This is a genomic window from Enterobacter sp. 22499, assembly GCF_052044815.1.
Taxonomy (GTDB): Bacteria; Pseudomonadota; Gammaproteobacteria; order Enterobacterales; family Enterobacteriaceae; genus Enterobacter; species Enterobacter bugandensis.
In genome coordinates, this window is the sequence record NZ_JBQENR010000003.1 from 215,355 (window position 1) to 232,046 (window position 16,692).

A 16,692-nucleotide genomic window follows, 5' to 3' on the forward strand; every position below is an offset into this window, starting at 1 on the left:
GCCTCCGTTTACTTGTTCAGGAGTATAGGGCTACAGCCCACTATATGGACCGTCACCGACGTCAGTCATCTACCAGGCCATTCCGCGCCTTTTTCACCGGCGAACCACGCCACGTATCAACTCTGTCTGCCTTTTATTTGCCCACGTTGAGTGGGGCACCGTTTTGTCATTCCTTTAGCAGGAGCTTGTCATGGAATTCTTAATGGACCCGTCAATCTGGGTGGGACTGCTCACGCTGGTCGTACTGGAGATCGTTCTCGGTATTGATAACCTGGTGTTTATCGCCATCCTTGCGGACAAGCTGCCGCCAAAACAGCGTGATAAAGCGCGTCTGATTGGACTCTCGCTGGCGCTGGTCATGCGACTGGGGCTGCTCTCCGTTATCTCGTGGATGGTCACGCTGACCAAACCGCTATTCTCCGTCATGGATTACACCTTCTCCGGCCGTGATTTGATCATGCTAATCGGGGGGATATTCCTGCTGTTCAAAGCGACAACAGAGCTGCATGAACGGCTGGAAAACCGGCAGCATGATGATGGTCACGGTAAGGGTTACGCCAGTTTCTGGGTCGTGGTGCTGCAAATTGTGGTGCTGGATGCAGTCTTCTCGCTGGATGCGGTGATTACCGCGGTCGGTATGGTGAACCACCTGCCGGTGATGATGGCGGCTGTCGTGATTGCGATGGCGGTGATGCTGCTGGCCTCGAAACCACTGACGCGCTTCGTCAACCAGCATCCGACGGTGGTCGTGCTCTGTCTGAGCTTCCTGCTGATGATTGGTTTGAGCCTGGTGGCGGAAGGTTTCGGCTTCCATATTCCGAAAGGCTACCTGTACGCCGCGATTGGCTTCTCGATCCTGATCGAACTGTTCAACCAGATTGCGCGCCGTAACTTTATTAAGCAGCAGTCAAATCAGCCGCTGCGCGCCCGTACGGCGGACGCCATTCTGCGCCTGATGGGCGGACGCCGTCAGGTGAACGTCCAGTCTGACCCTGAAAACCGTAACCCGGTGCCGGTTCCGGAAGGGGCGTTTGTGGAAGAAGAACGCTACATGATTAACGGCGTGCTCTCCCTGGCTTCCCGCTCGCTGCGCGGCATCATGACGCCGCGCGGGGAAATTAGCTGGGTCGATGCGAACCTGAGCGTTGATGAAATTCGTCAGCAATTGCTCTCATCTCCGCACAGCCTGTTCCCGGTGTGTCGCGGTGAACTGGATGAAATCATCGGCGTGGTTCGGGCGAAAGAGATGCTGGTGGCGCTGGAAGAGGGCGTCAACGTGGAGGCCATTGCAGCTTCGTCGCCGGCGATTGTCGTACCGGAAACGCTGGATCCGATCAACCTGCTGGGCGTATTGCGTCGCGCGCGCGGTAGCTTTGTTATCGTCACCAACGAGTTTGGTGTGGTACAGGGGCTGGTGACGCCGCTGGACGTGCTTGAAGCGATTGCCGGTGAATTCCCGGATGAAGACGAAACGCCTGAGATTGTGGCCGACGGCGAAGGCTGGCTGGTCAAAGGTGCGACCGACCTGCACGCGCTCTCGCATACGCTGGGGCTGGAAAACGTGGTTAACGATGAAGAAGACATCGCAACCGTGGCGGGGCTGGTTATCGCCGTAAACGGTCAGATCCCGCGCGTCGGGGATGTGATCGAGCTTCCTCCATTGCACATCACTATCGTTGAAGCTAACGACTACCGCGTTGATCTGGTCCGCATTGTTAAAGAACAGTCTGCACACGACGAAGACGAATAAGTCTGCGTAACGGGTACGATGTGCCCGTTACGATCTTCTGGCGGGGAAGATTTTCCCGCCAGCCATTGTGGCGTTACTACCGCGCCTGCTTCTCTCTCAACCCGTTCGCTATTTAGCCGCTGCCTGATGCCAGGCCCAGCGCGAGCTGCCGCGACCGTAAAAGTGTAGTGGGGAAAGAAGATGGAGACGAGAATGAAGGGAGAAATTCGCCCATCCGTTGCGGATGGGCGAAAGAGAGGATTAGTCGCACTGCACCTTAATGGCCAGACCGCCGCGCGACGTTTCACGGTACTTCGCGTTCATGTCTTTGCCGGTTTCGTACATGGTTTCGATAACCTTATCCAGCGACACGCGTGGTTCGCTGGTACGGCGCATCGCCATGCGCGAGGCGTTAATCGCTTTGACGGAGGCAATCGCGTTACGCTCAATGCACGGTACCTGCACCTGGCCTGCGACCGGATCACAGGTCAGACCGAGGTTATGCTCCATGCCAATTTCCGCCGCCACGCAAACCTGTTCAGGGCTTGCGCCCAGCAGCTCGGCCAGACCGGCCGCCGCCATGGAGCAGGCCACGCCTACTTCACCCTGACAGCCCACTTCAGCGCCTGAAATGGACGCGTTCATCTTGTACAGCGCGCCGATAGCACCTGCCGCGAGGAAATAACGGATATAAATATCCGGCGTCACAGGCTCGATAAAGTGATCGTAGTAGGCCAGCACCGCCGGAACGATCCCGCACGCACCGTTGGTTGGCGCAGTCACGACGCGCCCCCCTGCGGCGTTCTCTTCGTTCACCGCCAGAGCAAACATGTTCACCCAGTCAACTACGTTCATCGGGTCGTTAGAGAATTTGTCCGTGGTCACCAGCATACGGCGCAGGGCAGAGGCGCGACGCGGCACGCGCAGTGGCCCTGGCAGTACGCCTTCGGTGTTCATCCCGCGATCGATACAGGCGCGCATGGTTTGCCACACGTTGGCAAAATAGTCTTCGATCTCTTTTTTGCTGTGCAGCGCCAGCTCGTTCTGCATCACCATGCCGGACAGCGACAAACCGGTCTCTTTGCAGTAGCCCAGCATCTCGGTGGCCGATTTGAACGGATAGGGCACGTTCACGTCGCCCGCGCTCTCTTTACCGAAATGCTCTTCGTCAACGATGAAGCCACCGCCGATGGAGTAGTAGGTTTTGCTGTAGATCTCTTTTTCGCCGCTCCAGGCGTGGATAGTCATGCCGTTTTCATGCAGCGGCAGGTTGTCGCTGCGAAAACGCATGCCGTCATCCTGCGGGAAATCCACTTCGTGCTGACCGTTAGCCAGCAGCAGGCGACCGCGCGCTTCCACGTCGCGGATGAATGCCGGGATGGCATCAATATCAACAGTGTCCGGCATATTGCCCGCCAGACCCATAATAATGGCGATATCGGTGTGGTGGCCTTTACCCGTTAATGACAGTGAACCGTAAACGTCTACGGCGACACGGGTAACGCTTTCCAGTAATCCTTTTTCGACCAGATCATCGACGAACTGTTTACCGGCCTTCATCGGCCCTACAGTGTGGGAAGAAGAAGGACCAATCCCCACTTTGAACATGTCGAATATACTAATCACTTTCACACTCCTGACAGGGTTACCGGGGTTCCAGTAACGATGTTATAACTGCGCATAGTGTAAGAGGGAACACCAACCTCGGCTTAACTATTCACATGAATTAAACTAATGGTTAACGATGGGTTTTGCTAATAGCGCGACGCGGATCGCAAACCTGCAAAAAAGGCTGGAATGTAAAGTATAGTCAAGGCTTCAGGCCGATTTGTAGCGCCAGTTCACGAATGATGCCCGCCGTCATGCCCCAGACAAAATAATGCTGATACCAGGACAACCAGACCCGATGGTCATGCCCCCGGCGATGGATATCCAGCGGATGATAGCGGCTTAGCCGGAGCGCCTCTTCAAGCGGCATCTCAAACACCGCAGAGACTTCGTCGACGCTGGCGTGATACTGAAGATTGGGGGGGATAATGCCGACGACCGGCGTGACCTGAAAGCCGGTCACGCTGTCGACGGGCGGCAGCACGCCGATGACTTCCACCGCGTCAGGCGGGATCGCCACCTCCTCCTGCGCTTCCCGCAGCGCGGCGGCAATCAGCGACGCATCGGTGCTGTCCACCGCGCCTCCCGGGAAGGCCACCTGACCGGCGTGTTTGCGCATATGCGGCGAACGCTGCGTAAGCAGCAGGCCCGGCTGTTCCCGGCGCACCACCGGGATCAGCACCGCCGCCTGACGCTGATTCAGCGTGGCGCGGTTGACCTGCGGCCGTAGCAGCTGAAAGCGCGACAGAAAATCATCCAGCGTCAGGTTCTCTTTCTCCACCGTTAGTTCTCCAGTTGCTTCAGGATGCGGTTCACCTTATCAAAGGTTTCCTGATATTCCGCCTCGACCTGGCTGTCCGCCACAATGCCGCCGCCCGCAGAACAGTACAGATTGCCGTCGCAGGCCGTCAGCGTGCGAATGGTAATGCTGGTATCCATGGTGCCGCACAGGCTGATATAGCCGATGCTGCCGCACCAGGCGTTGCGGCGGTGCGGTTCCAGTTCGTCGATGATTTCCATGGCGCGAATTTTTGGCGCACCGGTGATGGAGCCGCCCGGGAACGCGGCCCGGAGCAGATCGCAGGCGGTGCGAGAGGCGGGCAGACGCGCGGTGATGGTGCTGACCAGATGATGCACTGCCGGGAAAGGTTCGACGACGAACAGCTCCGGCACGCGCACGCTGCCTGGTTCGGCGACCCGGCCAATATCGTTACGCATCAGGTCGACAATCATCAGGTTTTCGGCGCGATCCTTCGGTGACCCGGCGAGTTTCTCCGCCTGCTGGCGATCGGCGTCCGGATCGGCAAGGCGCGGCAGCGTGCCTTTAATCGGGCGGGTCTGAATCGTCCCTTCCGCCAGATGGATAAAACGCTCCGGCGACAGGCTGAGGATGGCCCCCTGTTCCAGACGTACAAACGCGCTGAACGGAGCCCTGTTGCTGGCATTGAGACGGGTAAACGCCTGCCACTCGTCCCCCTGGTATGCTGCCTGGAAACGCTGGGCAAGGTTAACCTGATAGCAGTCGCCGCTTTGCAGATAGGCCTGCACGCGGGAGAATTTTTCCGCGTATTCCGGCGCGGTCATGTTCGAGCGCCAGCCGGAGGTCAGGGTGAACGCTTCAGCTGGAGCAGGCTGTTGTGCCTCAAGCCAGGCCAGACGCGCCTGCACGTCATCATGGCTCAGCAGGGAGACCCTTTTTTTCTGGTGGTCCACAATCAACGCCCAGTCATACAGCCCCACGGCCATGTCCGGCAGGGCAATATCCGCCTGCGCATGCTCGGGCAGCATTTCGAAGCGGCGACCCAAATCGTAGCCAAACAGGCCCAGCGCGCCGCCCTGGAAGGGCAGGTCCAGGTTAGGGATAGCGGATAAGCCCAGCGCGTTGATTTCCTGCTGAAGCTGCATCAGCGGATCGTCCGTCGTCGACAGATCGTCGGTCGTCAGCGTCTTCAGCGGATCGGCCACCAGAATATCGAAGCGGCTGTACGGGTGATCCGCATGGCCGGAGTGCAGCAGCATGGCAAAGGGAAGATGGCTCAGACGGGCAAACCAGAACTCAGCGGCGTCAGCGCGCCAGGGTAAGGTAACAACAGTGGGGAAGCGCATGTTCATGTATGGCATACTACCGGGCAGCGTGAAATAATTAGCGCGAATAATTTAGCAGGAGTTGACGATGTTTGCAGGTTTACCTTCTCTGAGCCATGAACAGCAGCAGAAAGCGGTTGAGCGAATTCAGGAACTGATGTCCCAGGGGATGAGCAGCGGACAGGCGATTTCCCAGGTGGCGGAGGAGCTGCGCGCCACCCATACCGGCGAGCGGATCGTGGCGCGTTTTGAGGATGAAGATGAAGAGTAATCGGGCTTAAACCGCCGCGATAATCTTGATCTCAACCTTGTATTCCGGTTTCATCAGCGTGGCCTGTACGGTGCAGCGTACAGGCGCGTGACCCGCCACCACCCACGCATCCCAGGCTTTATTCATCGCCGCGAAATCGTCTTTATTTGCCAGGAAAATGGTCGCATCCAGAATGCGGGATTTATCGCTGCCCTGTTTTTCCAGCACGGCATCAATCTGCGCCAGGGTATTCGCCGTCTGTTCGAACGCATCCGCGTCCAGATTTGACGGTACACCGGTGTAATACAGCGTCTGGTTATGGATCACCACATCAGACCAGCGGGCTTCGGCATCAATGCGCACAATTGTCATAAACGTTTCCTCGTTATTTTTCGTCGTCAGGCGGCAAGACTGCCATATTGTTCTGCCGTCGTCACTATTTGGGGTGGCACAGGAGAAGATGGGCTGACATAATCCCTGTGCAAAAATACAGTGAGAGAGCAACGTGGCAGACGATTTTTCCCCTGAAGGTCAATTAGCGCAGGCGATCCCCGGCTTCAAGCCCCGTGAGCCTCAGCGACAGATGGCGCACGCCGTTGCCCGCGCCATTGATAAGGCCCAGCCGCTGGTGGTTGAAGCCGGAACCGGCACGGGTAAGACCTATGCTTACCTTGCGCCGGCGCTGCGGGCGAAAAAGAAGGTGATAATTTCCACCGGATCGAAAGCGCTGCAGGATCAGCTCTACAGCCGCGACTTGCCCACGGTGGCAAAGGCGCTGAAATATAAAGGCCGTCTGGCCCTGCTGAAGGGGCGCTCCAACTATCTCTGCCTGGAACGTCTTGAACAGCAGGCGCTGGCGGGCGGCGATCTGCCGGTACAAACCCTGAGCGACGTCATTATCCTGCGCGCCTGGGCGAACCAGACTGAAGAGGGCGATATCAGCACCTGCGCGAGCGTGCCGGAAGACTCCCCGGCCTGGCCGCTGGTGACCAGCACCAACGACAACTGCCTCGGCAGCGACTGCCCGCTGTATAAAGACTGTTTTGTGGTGAAAGCGCGCAAAACCGCGATGGACGCAGACGTGGTGGTGGTGAACCACCACCTGTTCCTCGCGGACATGGTGGTTAAGGACAGCGGTTTCGGCGAGCTGATCCCGGAGGCGGACGTGATGATCTTCGATGAAGCCCATCAGTTGCCGGATATCGCCAGCCAGTATTTCGGCCAGTCGCTCTCCAGCCGCCAGCTACAGGATCTGGCGAAAGATTTTACCATTGCTTACCGGACCGAACTCAAAGATACCCAGCAGTTGCAGAAGTGCGCCGACCGTCTGGCGCAAAGCGCGCAGGATTTCCGCTTACAGCTTGGCGAGCCGGGCTATCGCGGCAATCTGCGCGAACTGCTGGCGGACAAAAATATCCAGCGCGCGCTGCTGCTGCTCGATGATGCACTTGAGCTCTGCTACGACGTGGCGAAGCTGTCCCTCGGACGTTCCGCGCTGCTTGACGCCGCCTTCGAACGCGCCACGCTCTATCGCGGGCGGCTAAAACGGCTAAAAGAGATCAACCAGCCGGGGTACAGCTACTGGTATGAATGCACCTCACGCCACTTTACCCTGGCGCTCACGCCGCTGACGGTGGCCGATAAATTCAAAGAGGTGATGGCGCAGAAGCCGGGAAGCTGGATCTTCACTTCCGCAACCCTGTCTGTAAATGACGATCTGCACCACTTCACCGAGCGCCTCGGTATTGAGCAGGCGGAATCACTGCTGCTGCCCAGCCCGTTTGATTACGAAAAGCAGGCGCTGCTCTGCGTGCCACGTAATCTCCCGCTGCCGAACCAGCCGGGGGCGGCGCGGCATCTCGCAGCGATGCTCAAGCCGATGATTGAGGCCAACAACGGGCGCTGCTTTATGCTCTGCACCTCACACGCCATGATGCGCGATCTCGCCGAGCAGTTTCGCGCCACCATGACCCTCCCGGTGCTGCTGCAGGGTGAAACCAGTAAAGGCCAGCTGCTCCAGCAGTTTGTCAGCGCCGGTAACGCCCTGCTGGTGGCAACAAGCAGCTTCTGGGAAGGGGTGGACGTGCGCGGCGACACGCTCTCGCTGGTGATCATCGATAAGCTGCCGTTCACGTCGCCGGACGATCCGCTGCTCAAGGCGCGGATGGAAGACTGCCGCCTGCGCGGCGGCGATCCGTTCGACGACGTCCAACTACCGGACGCGGTCATCACGCTTAAGCAGGGGGTAGGACGCCTGATCCGTGACGTCACCGACCGCGGCGTGCTGGTGATCTGCGATAACCGCCTGGTGATGCGTCCTTACGGCGCAACCTTCCTCGCCAGCCTGCCACCCGCCCCGCGTACGCGGGACATTAAACGCGCGGTGCGTTTCCTGGCAAACCCAACGGCGGAGTAATTCGCTCCGGAGTGTGCTAAGATGCGCGCCATTTTGTGACTGACCCTTGCGAGAGCGCGACGACTGATGCGAATTCTGGCTATTGATACCGCGACAGAGGCTTGCTCTGTTGCTCTGTTAAACGACGGTGCTGTTTCTGCTCATTTCGAAGAGTGCCCACGGGAACACACCCAGCGTATTCTGCCCCTGGTAAAAGCCATTTTAACCCAGGGCAACACCACCTTAACCGACCTCGACGCGCTGGCCTTTGGCCGCGGCCCCGGCAGCTTTACGGGCGTGCGCATTGGGATTGGCATCGCGCAGGGGCTGGCGCTGGGCGCTGACCTGCCGATGATCGGCGTCTCTACGCTCGCGACGATGGCGGAGGGTGCCTGGCGCATGACGGGCGCGACCCGCGTGCTCGCCGCTATTGACGCTCGCATGGGTGAAGTTTACTGGGCGGAATATACCCGCGATGAAAACGGCGTCTGGCACGGCGAAGAGACGGAAGCAGTGCTTAAGCCTGAAGCCGTTACTGAGCGCCTGAAGCAGCTGTCCGGCGAGTGGGCGACGGTCGGCACGGGCTGGCCGGCGTGGCCAGAGATGGCGAGCTGCACCGGCGTGACGCTGGTGGACGGCAACATGCTCCTGCCTGCGGCAGAAGATATGCTCCCGATTGCCCGTCAACTGCTTGAAGCAGGAAAAACCGTTGCCGTTGAGCATGCGGAGCCGGTTTATTTGCGAAACACCGTCGCGTGGAAGAAACTTCCGGGCCGCGAATGAATCTCAGTAACAGGAACTGAGAAAAAGGAGTCGCATCATGGCGGTTAAGACTAAAGTAGTACGCCTTTTTATGGCAGGCGCGGTTGCCATAGCACTGAGCGGTTGCGTAACCGTACCTGATGCGATCAAGGGCAGCAGCCCGACGCCACAGCAGGATCTGGTTCGGGTAATGAATGCGCCCGAGCTTTACGTCGGCCAGGAAGCCCGCTTCGGTGGGAAAGTGATCGACGTGCAGAACCAGCAGGGGAAAACCCGTCTGGAAATTGCCACGGTACCGCTCGACAGCGGCGCGCGTCCCGTACTCGGTGAAGCCTCTCGCGGGCGTATCTATGCCGACGTTAGTGGTTTCCTCGACCCGGTCGATTTTCGCGGACAGCTGGTAACCGTTGTCGGGCCGATTACCGGTTCGGTGCAGGGCAAAATCGGCAACACGCCGTACAAATTTATGACCATGCAGGTGAACGGCTATAAGCGCTGGCGTATCGCCCAGCAGGTGGTGATGCCGCCTCAGCCAATCGACCCGTGGATGTGGGGTCCACATCCTTATCGTTACGGTTATCCGGGATGGGGCTGGTATAACCCGGGCCCTGCACAGGTGCAAACGATCGTAACTGAGTAACTTACTGTTATTGTTAAGAAAGAGACAGCGGCTCAGCCGCTGTCTCTGTTTTTTTACGGATAAAACGAAAAAAAAGAGTGACGCGCTTCGCAACCTGCAATCTGAACAATTAATAAACTGGTGCGCTGAGTTAATATAATGTTAACAAACTGTTTATTATCGGGGCTGTGATGACGACGAACACTCATTTCAGAGGTGATGCATTGCAAAAGGTTTGGCTTAACCGTTATCCCGCAGATGTGCCTGCGGAGATCAATCCTGACCGTTATCAATCCCTGGTGGAATTATTTGAGCACTCGGTAAGACGTTATGCAGACCAGCCCGCGTTTGTGAATATGGGCGAGGTGATGACGTTCCGTAAGCTTGAGGAGCGTAGCCGGGCGTTTGCGGCTTATCTGCAGGAAGGACTTGGGCTGCAAAAAGGGGATCGCGTCGCGCTGATGATGCCGAACCTGCTGCAATACCCGGTGGCGCTGTTTGGCATCCTGCGTGCCGGGATGATTGTGGTCAACGTTAACCCGCTTTACACGCCGCGCGAGCTGGAACATCAGCTGAACGACAGCGGGGCGGTGGCGATTGTCATTGTTTCTAACTTTGCCCATACCCTGGAAAAAGTGGTCGACAAAACCCAGGTGAAGCACGTCATCCTGACGCGCATGGGCGATCAGCTTTCCACTGCCAAAGGGACGCTGGTCAACTTTGTCGTTAAATACGTCAAACGTCTGGTACCAAAATACCATCTGCCGGATGCTATCTCTTTCCGCCGCGCGCTGCATGCGGGCTATCGCATGCAGTACGTCAAGCCTGAAGTCGTCTCCGAAGACCTGGCCTTCCTGCAATACACAGGCGGCACCACCGGCGTGGCCAAAGGGGCGATGCTGACCCACCGCAACATGCTGGCGAACCTTGAGCAGGTCAATGCCACCTACGGGCCGCTGCTGCATCCGGGTAAAGAGCTGGTAATCACCGCGCTGCCGCTGTATCACATCTTCGCGCTGACCATGAACTGCCTGCTGTTTATCGAGCTGGGCGGGCAAAACGTATTGATCACCAACCCGCGCGATATCCCGGGTTTGGTGAAAGAGCTGGCAAAATACCCGTTTACCGCCATGACCGGGGTGAACACCCTGTTTAACGCGCTGCTCAACAACAAAGAGTTCCAGCAGCTTGATTTCTCCACGCTGCATCTCTCCGCGGGCGGCGGCATGCCGGTTCAGCAGGCGGTGGCCGAGCGCTGGGTGAAGCTAACCGGGCAATATCTGCTGGAAGGCTACGGCCTGACGGAGTGTGCCCCGCTGGTGAGCGTCAACCCGCACGATATCGACTACCACAGCGGCAGTATCGGCCTGCCGGTCCCGTCGACGGAAGCAAAGCTGGTGGATGATGAGGGTAACGAAGTGCCTCACGGCGAGCCGGGCGAGCTGTGCGTCAGAGGGCCGCAGGTGATGCTGGGTTACTGGCAGCGTCCTGATGCGACCGACGAAATCATTAAAGACGGCTGGCTTCACACCGGCGATATTGCGGTGATGGATGACGAAGGCTTCCTGCGCATCGTCGATCGCAAAAAAGATATGATCCTGGTCTCCGGCTTCAACGTCTATCCGAACGAAATCGAAGACGTGGTGATGCAGCACAGCGGCGTGCTGGAAGTGGCGGCGGTGGGCGTTCCTTCCGGCAGCAGCGGTGAAGCGGTGAAGATATTTGTGGTCAAGAAAGATCCTTCTCTTACCGAGGAAGCGCTGATAACGTTTTGTCGCCGTCAGCTGACGGGCTATAAGGTGCCGAAGCTGGTGGAATTCCGCGATGAGCTGCCGAAATCCAACGTCGGGAAGATATTACGACGAGAATTACGTGACGAAGCCCGTGCCAAAGTAGACAATAAGGCCTGAGCTTCACGTTAATCGCCCAGACGCCGGTTAAGCCGGCGTTTTTTATGGGCGCAAACAAAAGAGAATCCGATTTGAATTACCAGATGATCACGACCAACGACGAGCTGGCTTCGCTGTGCGAAGTGACGCGCGACTTTCCTGCCATCGCTCTGGATACCGAGTTTGTCCGTACTCGCACCTATTATCCACAGCTGGGTTTGATACAGATGTACGACGGTAAGCACGTCTCGCTGATTGACCCTCTCGGCATTACCGACTGGGCGCCGATGCGTGACCTGCTGCTGGATACTGCGGTAACGAAATATCTGCACGCGGGCAGTGAAGATCTGGAAGTCTTTCTTAACACCTTTGGCATCATGCCTCAGCCGCTGATTGATACGCAGATCCTCGCGGCGTTCAGCGGTCGTCCGCTGTCGTGGGGCTTTGCCGCCATGGTGGAGGAGTACACGGGCCTGACGCTGGATAAAAGTGAATCCCGTACCGACTGGCTGGCCCGTCCGCTTACCGAGCGTCAGCTGGAATATGCGGCGGCAGACGTGTTTTACCTGCTGCCGATTGCCGGACAGCTGATGAAAGAGGCGGAAGCCTCCGGTTGGCTCTCTGCCGCGCTGGACGAGTGCCGTATGACGCAGCAGCGTCGCCAGGAAGTGGTTGACCCGAAAGAGGCCTGGCGTGATATCACCAACGCCTGGCAGCTTCGCACGCGTCAGCTGGCCTGCCTGCAGCTGTTAGCGGACTGGCGTTTGCGTAAAGCGCGTGAGCGCGATTTGGCCGTGAATTTTGTGGTGCGTGAAGAGCATCTCTGGGCGGTCGCGCGCTATATGCCGGGCAGCCTGGGCGAGCTGGACAGCATTGGCCTTTCCGGCAGCGAGATCCGTTTCCATGGTAAAACCCTGCTGGCGCTGGTCGCCAAAGCGCAGGCGCTGTCGGAGGATGCACTGCCTGAGACGCTGCTGAATCTCATGGATATGCCGGGCTATCGTAAAGCATTTAAGGATATCAAAGCGCTGGTGCAGGATGTCGCAACGGAAAGCAAGCTGAGCGCTGAACTGCTGGCGTCACGCAGACAAATTAACCAGCTGCTGAACTGGCACTGGAAGCTGAAACCGCAGAATGGCGTGCCGGAACTGATGGCTGGCTGGCGCGGGGTATTGATGGCCGATCGCCTGAATACCTTGCTGGAAGGTTATCCGCGATAAAAATATGCCGGGCGATATACCCGGCATATTCTCCCCGGTGGCACTGCGCTTACCGGGGCTACGACACCAGGAACCTACGGACGCGACTCTTCCGCTTCCGGAAGCGTTACGTTCAGCTCCAGAATCGAAATATCCCCGTCTTTTTGCTCCAGCTGTACGGTGACCATCTCCGGGTCAATCTGCACATACTTACAGATCACTTCCAGGATGTCCTTGCGCAGCTGCGGCAGGTAGTGAGGCTCGGCGTCGCTACGACGACGCTCCGCAACGATAATTTGCAGGCGTTCTTTTGCGATGTTGGCGGTGCTTTTTTTCCGCGAGAGAAAAAAGTCCAGTAATGCCATAACTTATCCTCCGAACAGGCGTTTGAGGAAACCTTTCTTCTCTTCTTCAATGAAGCGGAAAGGACGTTCTTCTCCCAGCAGACGGTCAACGGTATCGGCGTAAGCTTTACCTGCATCTGCCGTTGTATCAAGGATCACGGGCTCGCCCTGGTTAGAGGCGCGTAACACGGACTGGTCTTCCGGGATAACGCCAACCAGTTTAATGCGCAGGATCTCCAGCACGTCTTCCATGCTTAGCATGTCACCTTTGTTTACGCGACCCGGGTTATAGCGGGTCAGCAGCAGGTGCTCTTTGATCGGATCCTGGCCATTTTCCGCACGGCGGGATTTGGAGGCCAGAATACCGAGAATACGGTCGGAGTCACGCACGGAGGAGACTTCCGGGTTGGTGGTGATGATCGCTTCATCAGCAAAGTAAAGCGCCATCAGGGCACCGGTTTCGATGCCGGCAGGGGAGTCACAGACGATGAAGTCGAACTCCATTTTTTTCAGCTCGTCGAGCACCTTTTCCACACCTTCACGGGTCAGGGCATCTTTATCACGCGTCTGAGAAGCCGGAAGAATGAAGAGGTTCTCGGTGCGCTTGTCTTTAATCAGCGCCTGGTTCAGCGTGGCATCGCCCTGAATGACGTTCACGAAGTCATATACGACGCGACGCTCACATCCCATGATGAGGTCGAGGTTACGCAGACCGATATCGAAGTCGATAACGACGGTTTTCTTTCCCTTCTGGGCCAAACCAGTAGCGATGGCCGCGCTGGAGGTGGTCTTGCCAACGCCTCCTTTACCCGAAGTAACAACAATAATGCGTGCCATAGAAATTCCTTGTTAAAAAGGGATTAATTCAACGGTTGAACGGTCAACGCGTCGTCTGCCAGAAGCAGGCGAGCCGCTTTGCCATAAAATTCGGCTGGGATCTTGTCGCTCAGCCAATATTCACCTGCGATGGACACCAGTTCCGCCGTCAGGTGAGTACAAAATATTTGCGCGTCCCGATCGCCACTTGCGCCCGCGAGCGCACGTCCACGCATCATACCGTAAACGTGAATATTGCCATCTGCAATAAGCTCTGCGCCAGCGCTGACGTGGCTTGTAACAATTAGATCACAGTTTGGCGCATAAATGCGCTGACCGGAACGAACCGGCACATCAATCATTCGCGTTTTTGTGAGAGCGGTAACGTTTTGCGCCGCAGGAGGGGGCGTTTGTACGGCAGCGGGTGCTGCACGCGGGGTTTTTTCTTTGCCTTCATTAAGAAGAGGCAGCCCCGCACGGTCGATTTCCGCTTTCAGCTCGGGATCTTTGCAGCCGCTGATGCCGACAATACGCAGCCCGGTAGAGGAGACCGCCTGCTGGAGACGTGTCCAGTTAACCGGCGCCTCAAGACCGCTGACGTTGATGACGACGGGGGCGTGCTTCAGAAAGGCGGGAGCCTGGGCGATTTTGTCTTCTAACGCCTGACGAATAACCTCGGGTTTTGCATCATGCAAATGAACCACTGATAAGGTGAAGCTACTGCCTTTAAGCTCGATGGGCGTGTTTGACATCCTGGCCTTACTCAATTTGCTATTAACCGCAACCATTCGCTGCGATATTCCGAAGAGTATCAGGCATGTTATAGTCAGGAGTATATTGAGGCAAGCAACCACCCATTAATTCAGAGTAAAAACATGTTTTGTGTGATCTACAGAAGTACAAGCCGTGACCAGACCTATCTTTATGTCGAAAAGAAAGACGATTTTTCACGCGTGCCGGAAGAATTAATGAAGAGCTTTGGCCGACCACAGCTGGCGATGCTGCTGCCGCTGGACGGCCGTAAGAAACTGGTGAATGCCGATCTGGAAAAAGTTAAAACGGCATTAGCCGAGCAGGGCTATTATTTACAGCTTCCACCGCCGCCTGAGAATTTATTAAAACAGCACCTCGAGGCGTCCGGGAAAAAATAGCCTCAGCTGTTTTCGGGCATAACACATCAACCGATTAGGGGTCGAGCATGTATCAACATCATAACTGGCAAGGTGCATTACTGGATTATCCCGTCAGTAAAGTGGTCTGCGTGGGCAGCAACTATGCGAAGCATATTCAGGAGATGGGCAGCGCAACCCCAGAAGAGCCGGTCCTGTTTATTAAGCCCGAGACGGCGCTATGCGACATCCGCCAGCCGCTGGCGCTGCCGCAGGGGCTGGGGTCGGTACATCACGAAGTAGAGCTTGCCGTGCTGATCGGCGCCACGCTGCGCCAGGCTTCCGAAGAGCATGTCGAGAAAGCGATTGCTGGCTACGGCGTGGCGCTGGATCTGACCCTGCGCGACGTGCAGGGCAAAATGAAGAAGGCAGGGCAGCCGTGGGAAAAAGCCAAAGGCTTTGATAACGCATGTCCGATTTCAGGGTTTGTTCCGGTGAATGAATTTACCAACGATCCGCAGGACACTCCGCTCAGCCTGAAGGTTAACGGCGAGATCCGCCAGCAGGGCACCACGGCAGATATGATCCACAAGATCGTGCCGCTGATCGCCTACATGAGCCGTTTCTTCACCCTGAAGCCGGGCGATGTGATCCTCACCGGCACGCCGGAAGGCGTGGGCCCGCTCGCCAGCGGCGATGAGCTTGAGGTCGGTTTTAACGGTCTGTCGCTAAAAACCCGCGTGCTGTAACCGCATCTTGCCGCCTGCAAAGGGCGGCAAAACTTGCAACCACGTGCCAGACTCGTTATAAGGTGCGCTTTCTTTTGACGTGTGGACATCCTGATGAACGACATTCCTTTCTGGCAAAGCAAAACTCTTGACCAAATGACCGACGCGGAGTGGGAATCGTTGTGCGACGGCTGCGGGCAGTGCTGCCTGCACAAGCTGATGGATGAAGACTCCGATGAGATCTATTTCACCAACGTCGCCTGCAGGCAGCTGAACATTAAAACCTGCCAGTGCCGCAACTACGAACGCCGCTTTGAGTTCGAGCCGGACTGCATCAAGCTCACCCGTGAAAATCTGCCGACTTTTGAGTGGCTGCCGCACACCTGCGCGTATCGCCTGCTGGCGGAAGGGAAAGATCTACCGGCCTGGCATCCTCTGCTGACCGGTTCAAAAGCGGCGATGCACGGCGAGCGTATCTCGGTACGCCACATTGCGGTGAAGGAGTCCGAGGTACGGGACTGGGAAGATCACATCATGAATCACCCTAATCGGTGATAATAAAAAACCCGCCGTGGCGGGTTTTTGCTTTTACCTTCCAAACAAATCGCGTTTCTTCGGTTTGAACGGCTGAGCGATCAGCACCAGCAGCGCCACGACGAAGTAGGCCACAAAAATGCCCACCAGCCACTGCGGCATCTCCAGCGTCAGGAATTCCCACTGACGTACGGAGCAGTCACCGGATGCGACAAACACCTGCGGAAGCCACTTATCCAGCGGCAGCCAGCTCGGGAAGCGGGCGGCGAAATCACAGGTCATAAACGGTGACGGATGCAGCTGCATCATGGTGTGCTGCCAGGAAAGCTCAATCCCTTTCCAGGCGCTGTAGAGCCAGATGGCAATACCGACGTAGCGCAACGGCGTTTTTGGGGCAATTGCGCCCACCAGGCCTGCACCCATAATGCCGAACAGCGCGCAGCGCTCGTAGATGCACAGCACGCAGGGCTTGAGTCCCATCACGTGCTGGAACCACAGCGCAACCATTTCCAGCGCAAAGGCGGTCAGGGCCATCAACAACCACGCTCCGCGACCGCGGGAGCACTGGTTTAAAAATCTCAACATAATCATTTCCCTGGAACATGCTTAGAAAGCGCAGTGTAAA

19 protein-coding genes are annotated in these 16,692 nt (G+C 57.2%); 11 read left to right on the top strand and 8 right to left on the bottom strand.

Features of this window, described 5'->3' with window-relative positions; all coding sequences use genetic code 11:
* The first annotated feature begins 44 nt into the window (after positions 1-44).
* Positions 45-203: a protein YoaL gene (locus ACTJI7_RS12235; protein WP_409012658.1), complete on the top strand. Its 159-nt coding sequence runs from the start codon at positions 45-47 to the stop codon at positions 201-203.
* Entirely contained in the window at positions 191-1,750 is a 1,560-nt protein-coding gene (gene yoaE, locus ACTJI7_RS12240) for a CNNM family cation transport protein YoaE (protein WP_028013532.1), read from the top strand. Before ACTJI7_RS12235 ends, yoaE begins: the two co-directional genes overlap by 13 nt.
* 240 nt (positions 1,751-1,990) lie before the next feature.
* On the opposite strand, the gene sdaA is transcribed toward yoaE, so the two are convergent.
* From sdaA to pabB, 3 genes are all read right to left on the bottom strand, one after another.
* Complete coding sequence (gene sdaA / locus ACTJI7_RS12245) at positions 1,991-3,355, bottom strand: L-serine ammonia-lyase (protein WP_028013531.1); 1,365 nt, start codon at positions 3,353-3,355, stop codon at positions 1,991-1,993.
* Between the two features lie 184 nt (positions 3,356-3,539).
* Positions 3,540-4,118: a CoA pyrophosphatase gene (locus ACTJI7_RS12250; RefSeq protein WP_028013530.1), complete on the bottom strand. Its 579-nt coding sequence runs from the start codon at positions 4,116-4,118 to the stop codon at positions 3,540-3,542.
* A 2-nt stretch (positions 4,119-4,120) separates the two neighbouring features.
* Positions 4,121-5,449, bottom strand: coding sequence for an aminodeoxychorismate synthase component 1 (pabB, locus tag ACTJI7_RS12255; protein WP_440670309.1), 1,329 nt, complete (start codon positions 5,447-5,449; stop codon positions 4,121-4,123).
* A 61-nt stretch (positions 5,450-5,510) separates the two neighbouring features.
* Between pabB and ACTJI7_RS12260 the strand changes: the two genes are divergently transcribed.
* A complete protein-coding gene (locus ACTJI7_RS12260) occupies positions 5,511-5,693 on the top strand; it encodes a YoaH family protein (protein WP_008500497.1) in 183 nt (60 codons plus the stop codon).
* Positions 5,694-5,699: 6 nt separating this feature from the next.
* Here ACTJI7_RS12260 and ACTJI7_RS12265 read toward each other — a convergent pair whose 3' ends face one another.
* Entirely contained in the window at positions 5,700-6,044 is a 345-nt protein-coding gene (locus ACTJI7_RS12265) for a RidA family protein (RefSeq protein ID WP_028013528.1), read from the bottom strand.
* A gap of 133 nt (positions 6,045-6,177) precedes the next feature.
* On the opposite strand from ACTJI7_RS12265, the gene ACTJI7_RS12270 reads away from it, so the two are divergent.
* From ACTJI7_RS12270 to rnd, 5 genes are all read left to right on the top strand, one after another.
* Positions 6,178-8,088 (top strand): ATP-dependent DNA helicase, encoded by a 1,911-nt coding sequence (locus ACTJI7_RS12270; RefSeq protein WP_045630788.1) that lies wholly within the window; start codon positions 6,178-6,180, stop codon positions 8,086-8,088.
* A gap of 66 nt (positions 8,089-8,154) precedes the next feature.
* Positions 8,155-8,850, top strand: coding sequence for a tRNA (adenosine(37)-N6)-threonylcarbamoyltransferase complex dimerization subunit type 1 TsaB (gene tsaB / locus ACTJI7_RS12275; protein ID WP_440670307.1), 696 nt, complete (start codon positions 8,155-8,157; stop codon positions 8,848-8,850).
* Between the two features lie 37 nt (positions 8,851-8,887).
* Complete coding sequence (locus ACTJI7_RS12280; RefSeq protein WP_193051405.1) at positions 8,888-9,469, top strand: Slp family lipoprotein; 582 nt, start codon at positions 8,888-8,890, stop codon at positions 9,467-9,469.
* Positions 9,470-9,672: 203 nt separating this feature from the next.
* Positions 9,673-11,358 (top strand): long-chain-fatty-acid--CoA ligase FadD, encoded by a 1,686-nt coding sequence (gene fadD, locus ACTJI7_RS12285; protein WP_440670304.1) that lies wholly within the window; start codon positions 9,673-9,675, stop codon positions 11,356-11,358.
* A 71-nt stretch (positions 11,359-11,429) separates the two neighbouring features.
* Entirely contained in the window at positions 11,430-12,557 is a 1,128-nt protein-coding gene (gene rnd, locus ACTJI7_RS12290) for a ribonuclease D (protein ID WP_440670431.1), read from the top strand.
* Positions 12,558-12,631: 74 nt separating this feature from the next.
* On the opposite strand, the gene minE is transcribed toward rnd, so the two are convergent.
* From minE to minC, 3 genes are read right to left on the bottom strand one after another with little or no spacing between them, the layout of a single operon-like run.
* A complete protein-coding gene (gene minE / locus ACTJI7_RS12295) occupies positions 12,632-12,901 on the bottom strand; it encodes a cell division topological specificity factor MinE (protein ID WP_010432714.1) in 270 nt (89 codons plus the stop codon).
* Between the two features lie 3 nt (positions 12,902-12,904).
* Positions 12,905-13,717 (bottom strand): septum site-determining protein MinD, encoded by an 813-nt coding sequence (gene minD / locus ACTJI7_RS12300; RefSeq protein WP_028013522.1) that lies wholly within the window; start codon positions 13,715-13,717, stop codon positions 12,905-12,907.
* Between the two features lie 23 nt (positions 13,718-13,740).
* Positions 13,741-14,448: a septum site-determining protein MinC gene (gene minC / locus ACTJI7_RS12305; RefSeq protein ID WP_028013521.1), complete on the bottom strand. Its 708-nt coding sequence runs from the start codon at positions 14,446-14,448 to the stop codon at positions 13,741-13,743.
* A 123-nt stretch (positions 14,449-14,571) separates the two neighbouring features.
* Between minC and ACTJI7_RS12310 the strand changes: the two genes are divergently transcribed.
* The 3 genes from ACTJI7_RS12310 to ACTJI7_RS12320 all read left to right on the top strand — a co-directional run bounded on the left by ACTJI7_RS12310 (position 14,572) and on the right by ACTJI7_RS12320 (position 16,088).
* Positions 14,572-14,847, top strand: coding sequence for a YcgL domain-containing protein (locus ACTJI7_RS12310; RefSeq protein ID WP_063154453.1), 276 nt, complete (start codon positions 14,572-14,574; stop codon positions 14,845-14,847).
* A gap of 47 nt (positions 14,848-14,894) precedes the next feature.
* A complete protein-coding gene (locus ACTJI7_RS12315; protein WP_028013519.1) occupies positions 14,895-15,554 on the top strand; it encodes a fumarylacetoacetate hydrolase family protein in 660 nt (219 codons plus the stop codon).
* 93 nt (positions 15,555-15,647) lie between these two features.
* Positions 15,648-16,088, top strand: coding sequence for a YcgN family cysteine cluster protein (locus ACTJI7_RS12320; RefSeq protein ID WP_028013518.1), 441 nt, complete (start codon positions 15,648-15,650; stop codon positions 16,086-16,088).
* Between the two features lie 33 nt (positions 16,089-16,121).
* Here the strand turns inward: ACTJI7_RS12320 and dsbB are convergent, their stop codons facing one another.
* Positions 16,122-16,652, bottom strand: a complete 531-nt coding sequence (gene dsbB, locus ACTJI7_RS12325; RefSeq protein WP_028013517.1) for a disulfide bond formation protein DsbB — start codon at positions 16,650-16,652, stop codon at positions 16,122-16,124.
* Between the last annotated feature and the right edge of the window lie 40 nt (positions 16,653-16,692).

What these genes read in the sequence shown, in the direction of transcription:
- ACTJI7_RS12315 (WP_028013519.1), top strand. Translation starts at nt 14,895, where the DNA reads ATGTATCAACATCATAACTGGCAAGGTGCATTACTGGATTATCCCGTC.
- ACTJI7_RS12265 (WP_028013528.1), bottom strand. Translation starts at nt 6,044, where the DNA reads ATGACAATTGTGCGCATTGATGCCGAAGCCCGCTGGTCTGATGTGGTG.
- dsbB (WP_028013517.1), bottom strand. Translation starts at nt 16,652, where the DNA reads ATGTTGAGATTTTTAAACCAGTGCTCCCGCGGTCGCGGAGCGTGGTTG.
- ACTJI7_RS12280 (WP_193051405.1), top strand. Translation starts at nt 8,888, where the DNA reads ATGGCGGTTAAGACTAAAGTAGTACGCCTTTTTATGGCAGGCGCGGTT.
- ACTJI7_RS12310 (WP_063154453.1), top strand. Translation starts at nt 14,572, where the DNA reads ATGTTTTGTGTGATCTACAGAAGTACAAGCCGTGACCAGACCTATCTT.
- minE (WP_010432714.1), bottom strand. Translation starts at nt 12,901, where the DNA reads ATGGCATTACTGGACTTTTTTCTCTCGCGGAAAAAAAGCACCGCCAAC.
- ACTJI7_RS12260 (WP_008500497.1), top strand. Translation starts at nt 5,511, where the DNA reads ATGTTTGCAGGTTTACCTTCTCTGAGCCATGAACAGCAGCAGAAAGCG.
- ACTJI7_RS12235 (WP_409012658.1), top strand. Translation starts at nt 45, where the DNA reads ATGGACCGTCACCGACGTCAGTCATCTACCAGGCCATTCCGCGCCTTT.
- pabB (WP_440670309.1), bottom strand. Translation starts at nt 5,449, where the DNA reads ATGAACATGCGCTTCCCCACTGTTGTTACCTTACCCTGGCGCGCTGAC.
- minC (WP_028013521.1), bottom strand. Translation starts at nt 14,448, where the DNA reads ATGTCAAACACGCCCATCGAGCTTAAAGGCAGTAGCTTCACCTTATCA.
- tsaB (WP_440670307.1), top strand. Translation starts at nt 8,155, where the DNA reads ATGCGAATTCTGGCTATTGATACCGCGACAGAGGCTTGCTCTGTTGCT.
- yoaE (WP_028013532.1), top strand. Translation starts at nt 191, where the DNA reads ATGGAATTCTTAATGGACCCGTCAATCTGGGTGGGACTGCTCACGCTG.
- ACTJI7_RS12320 (WP_028013518.1), top strand. Translation starts at nt 15,648, where the DNA reads ATGAACGACATTCCTTTCTGGCAAAGCAAAACTCTTGACCAAATGACC.
- minD (WP_028013522.1), bottom strand. Translation starts at nt 13,717, where the DNA reads ATGGCACGCATTATTGTTGTTACTTCGGGTAAAGGAGGCGTTGGCAAG.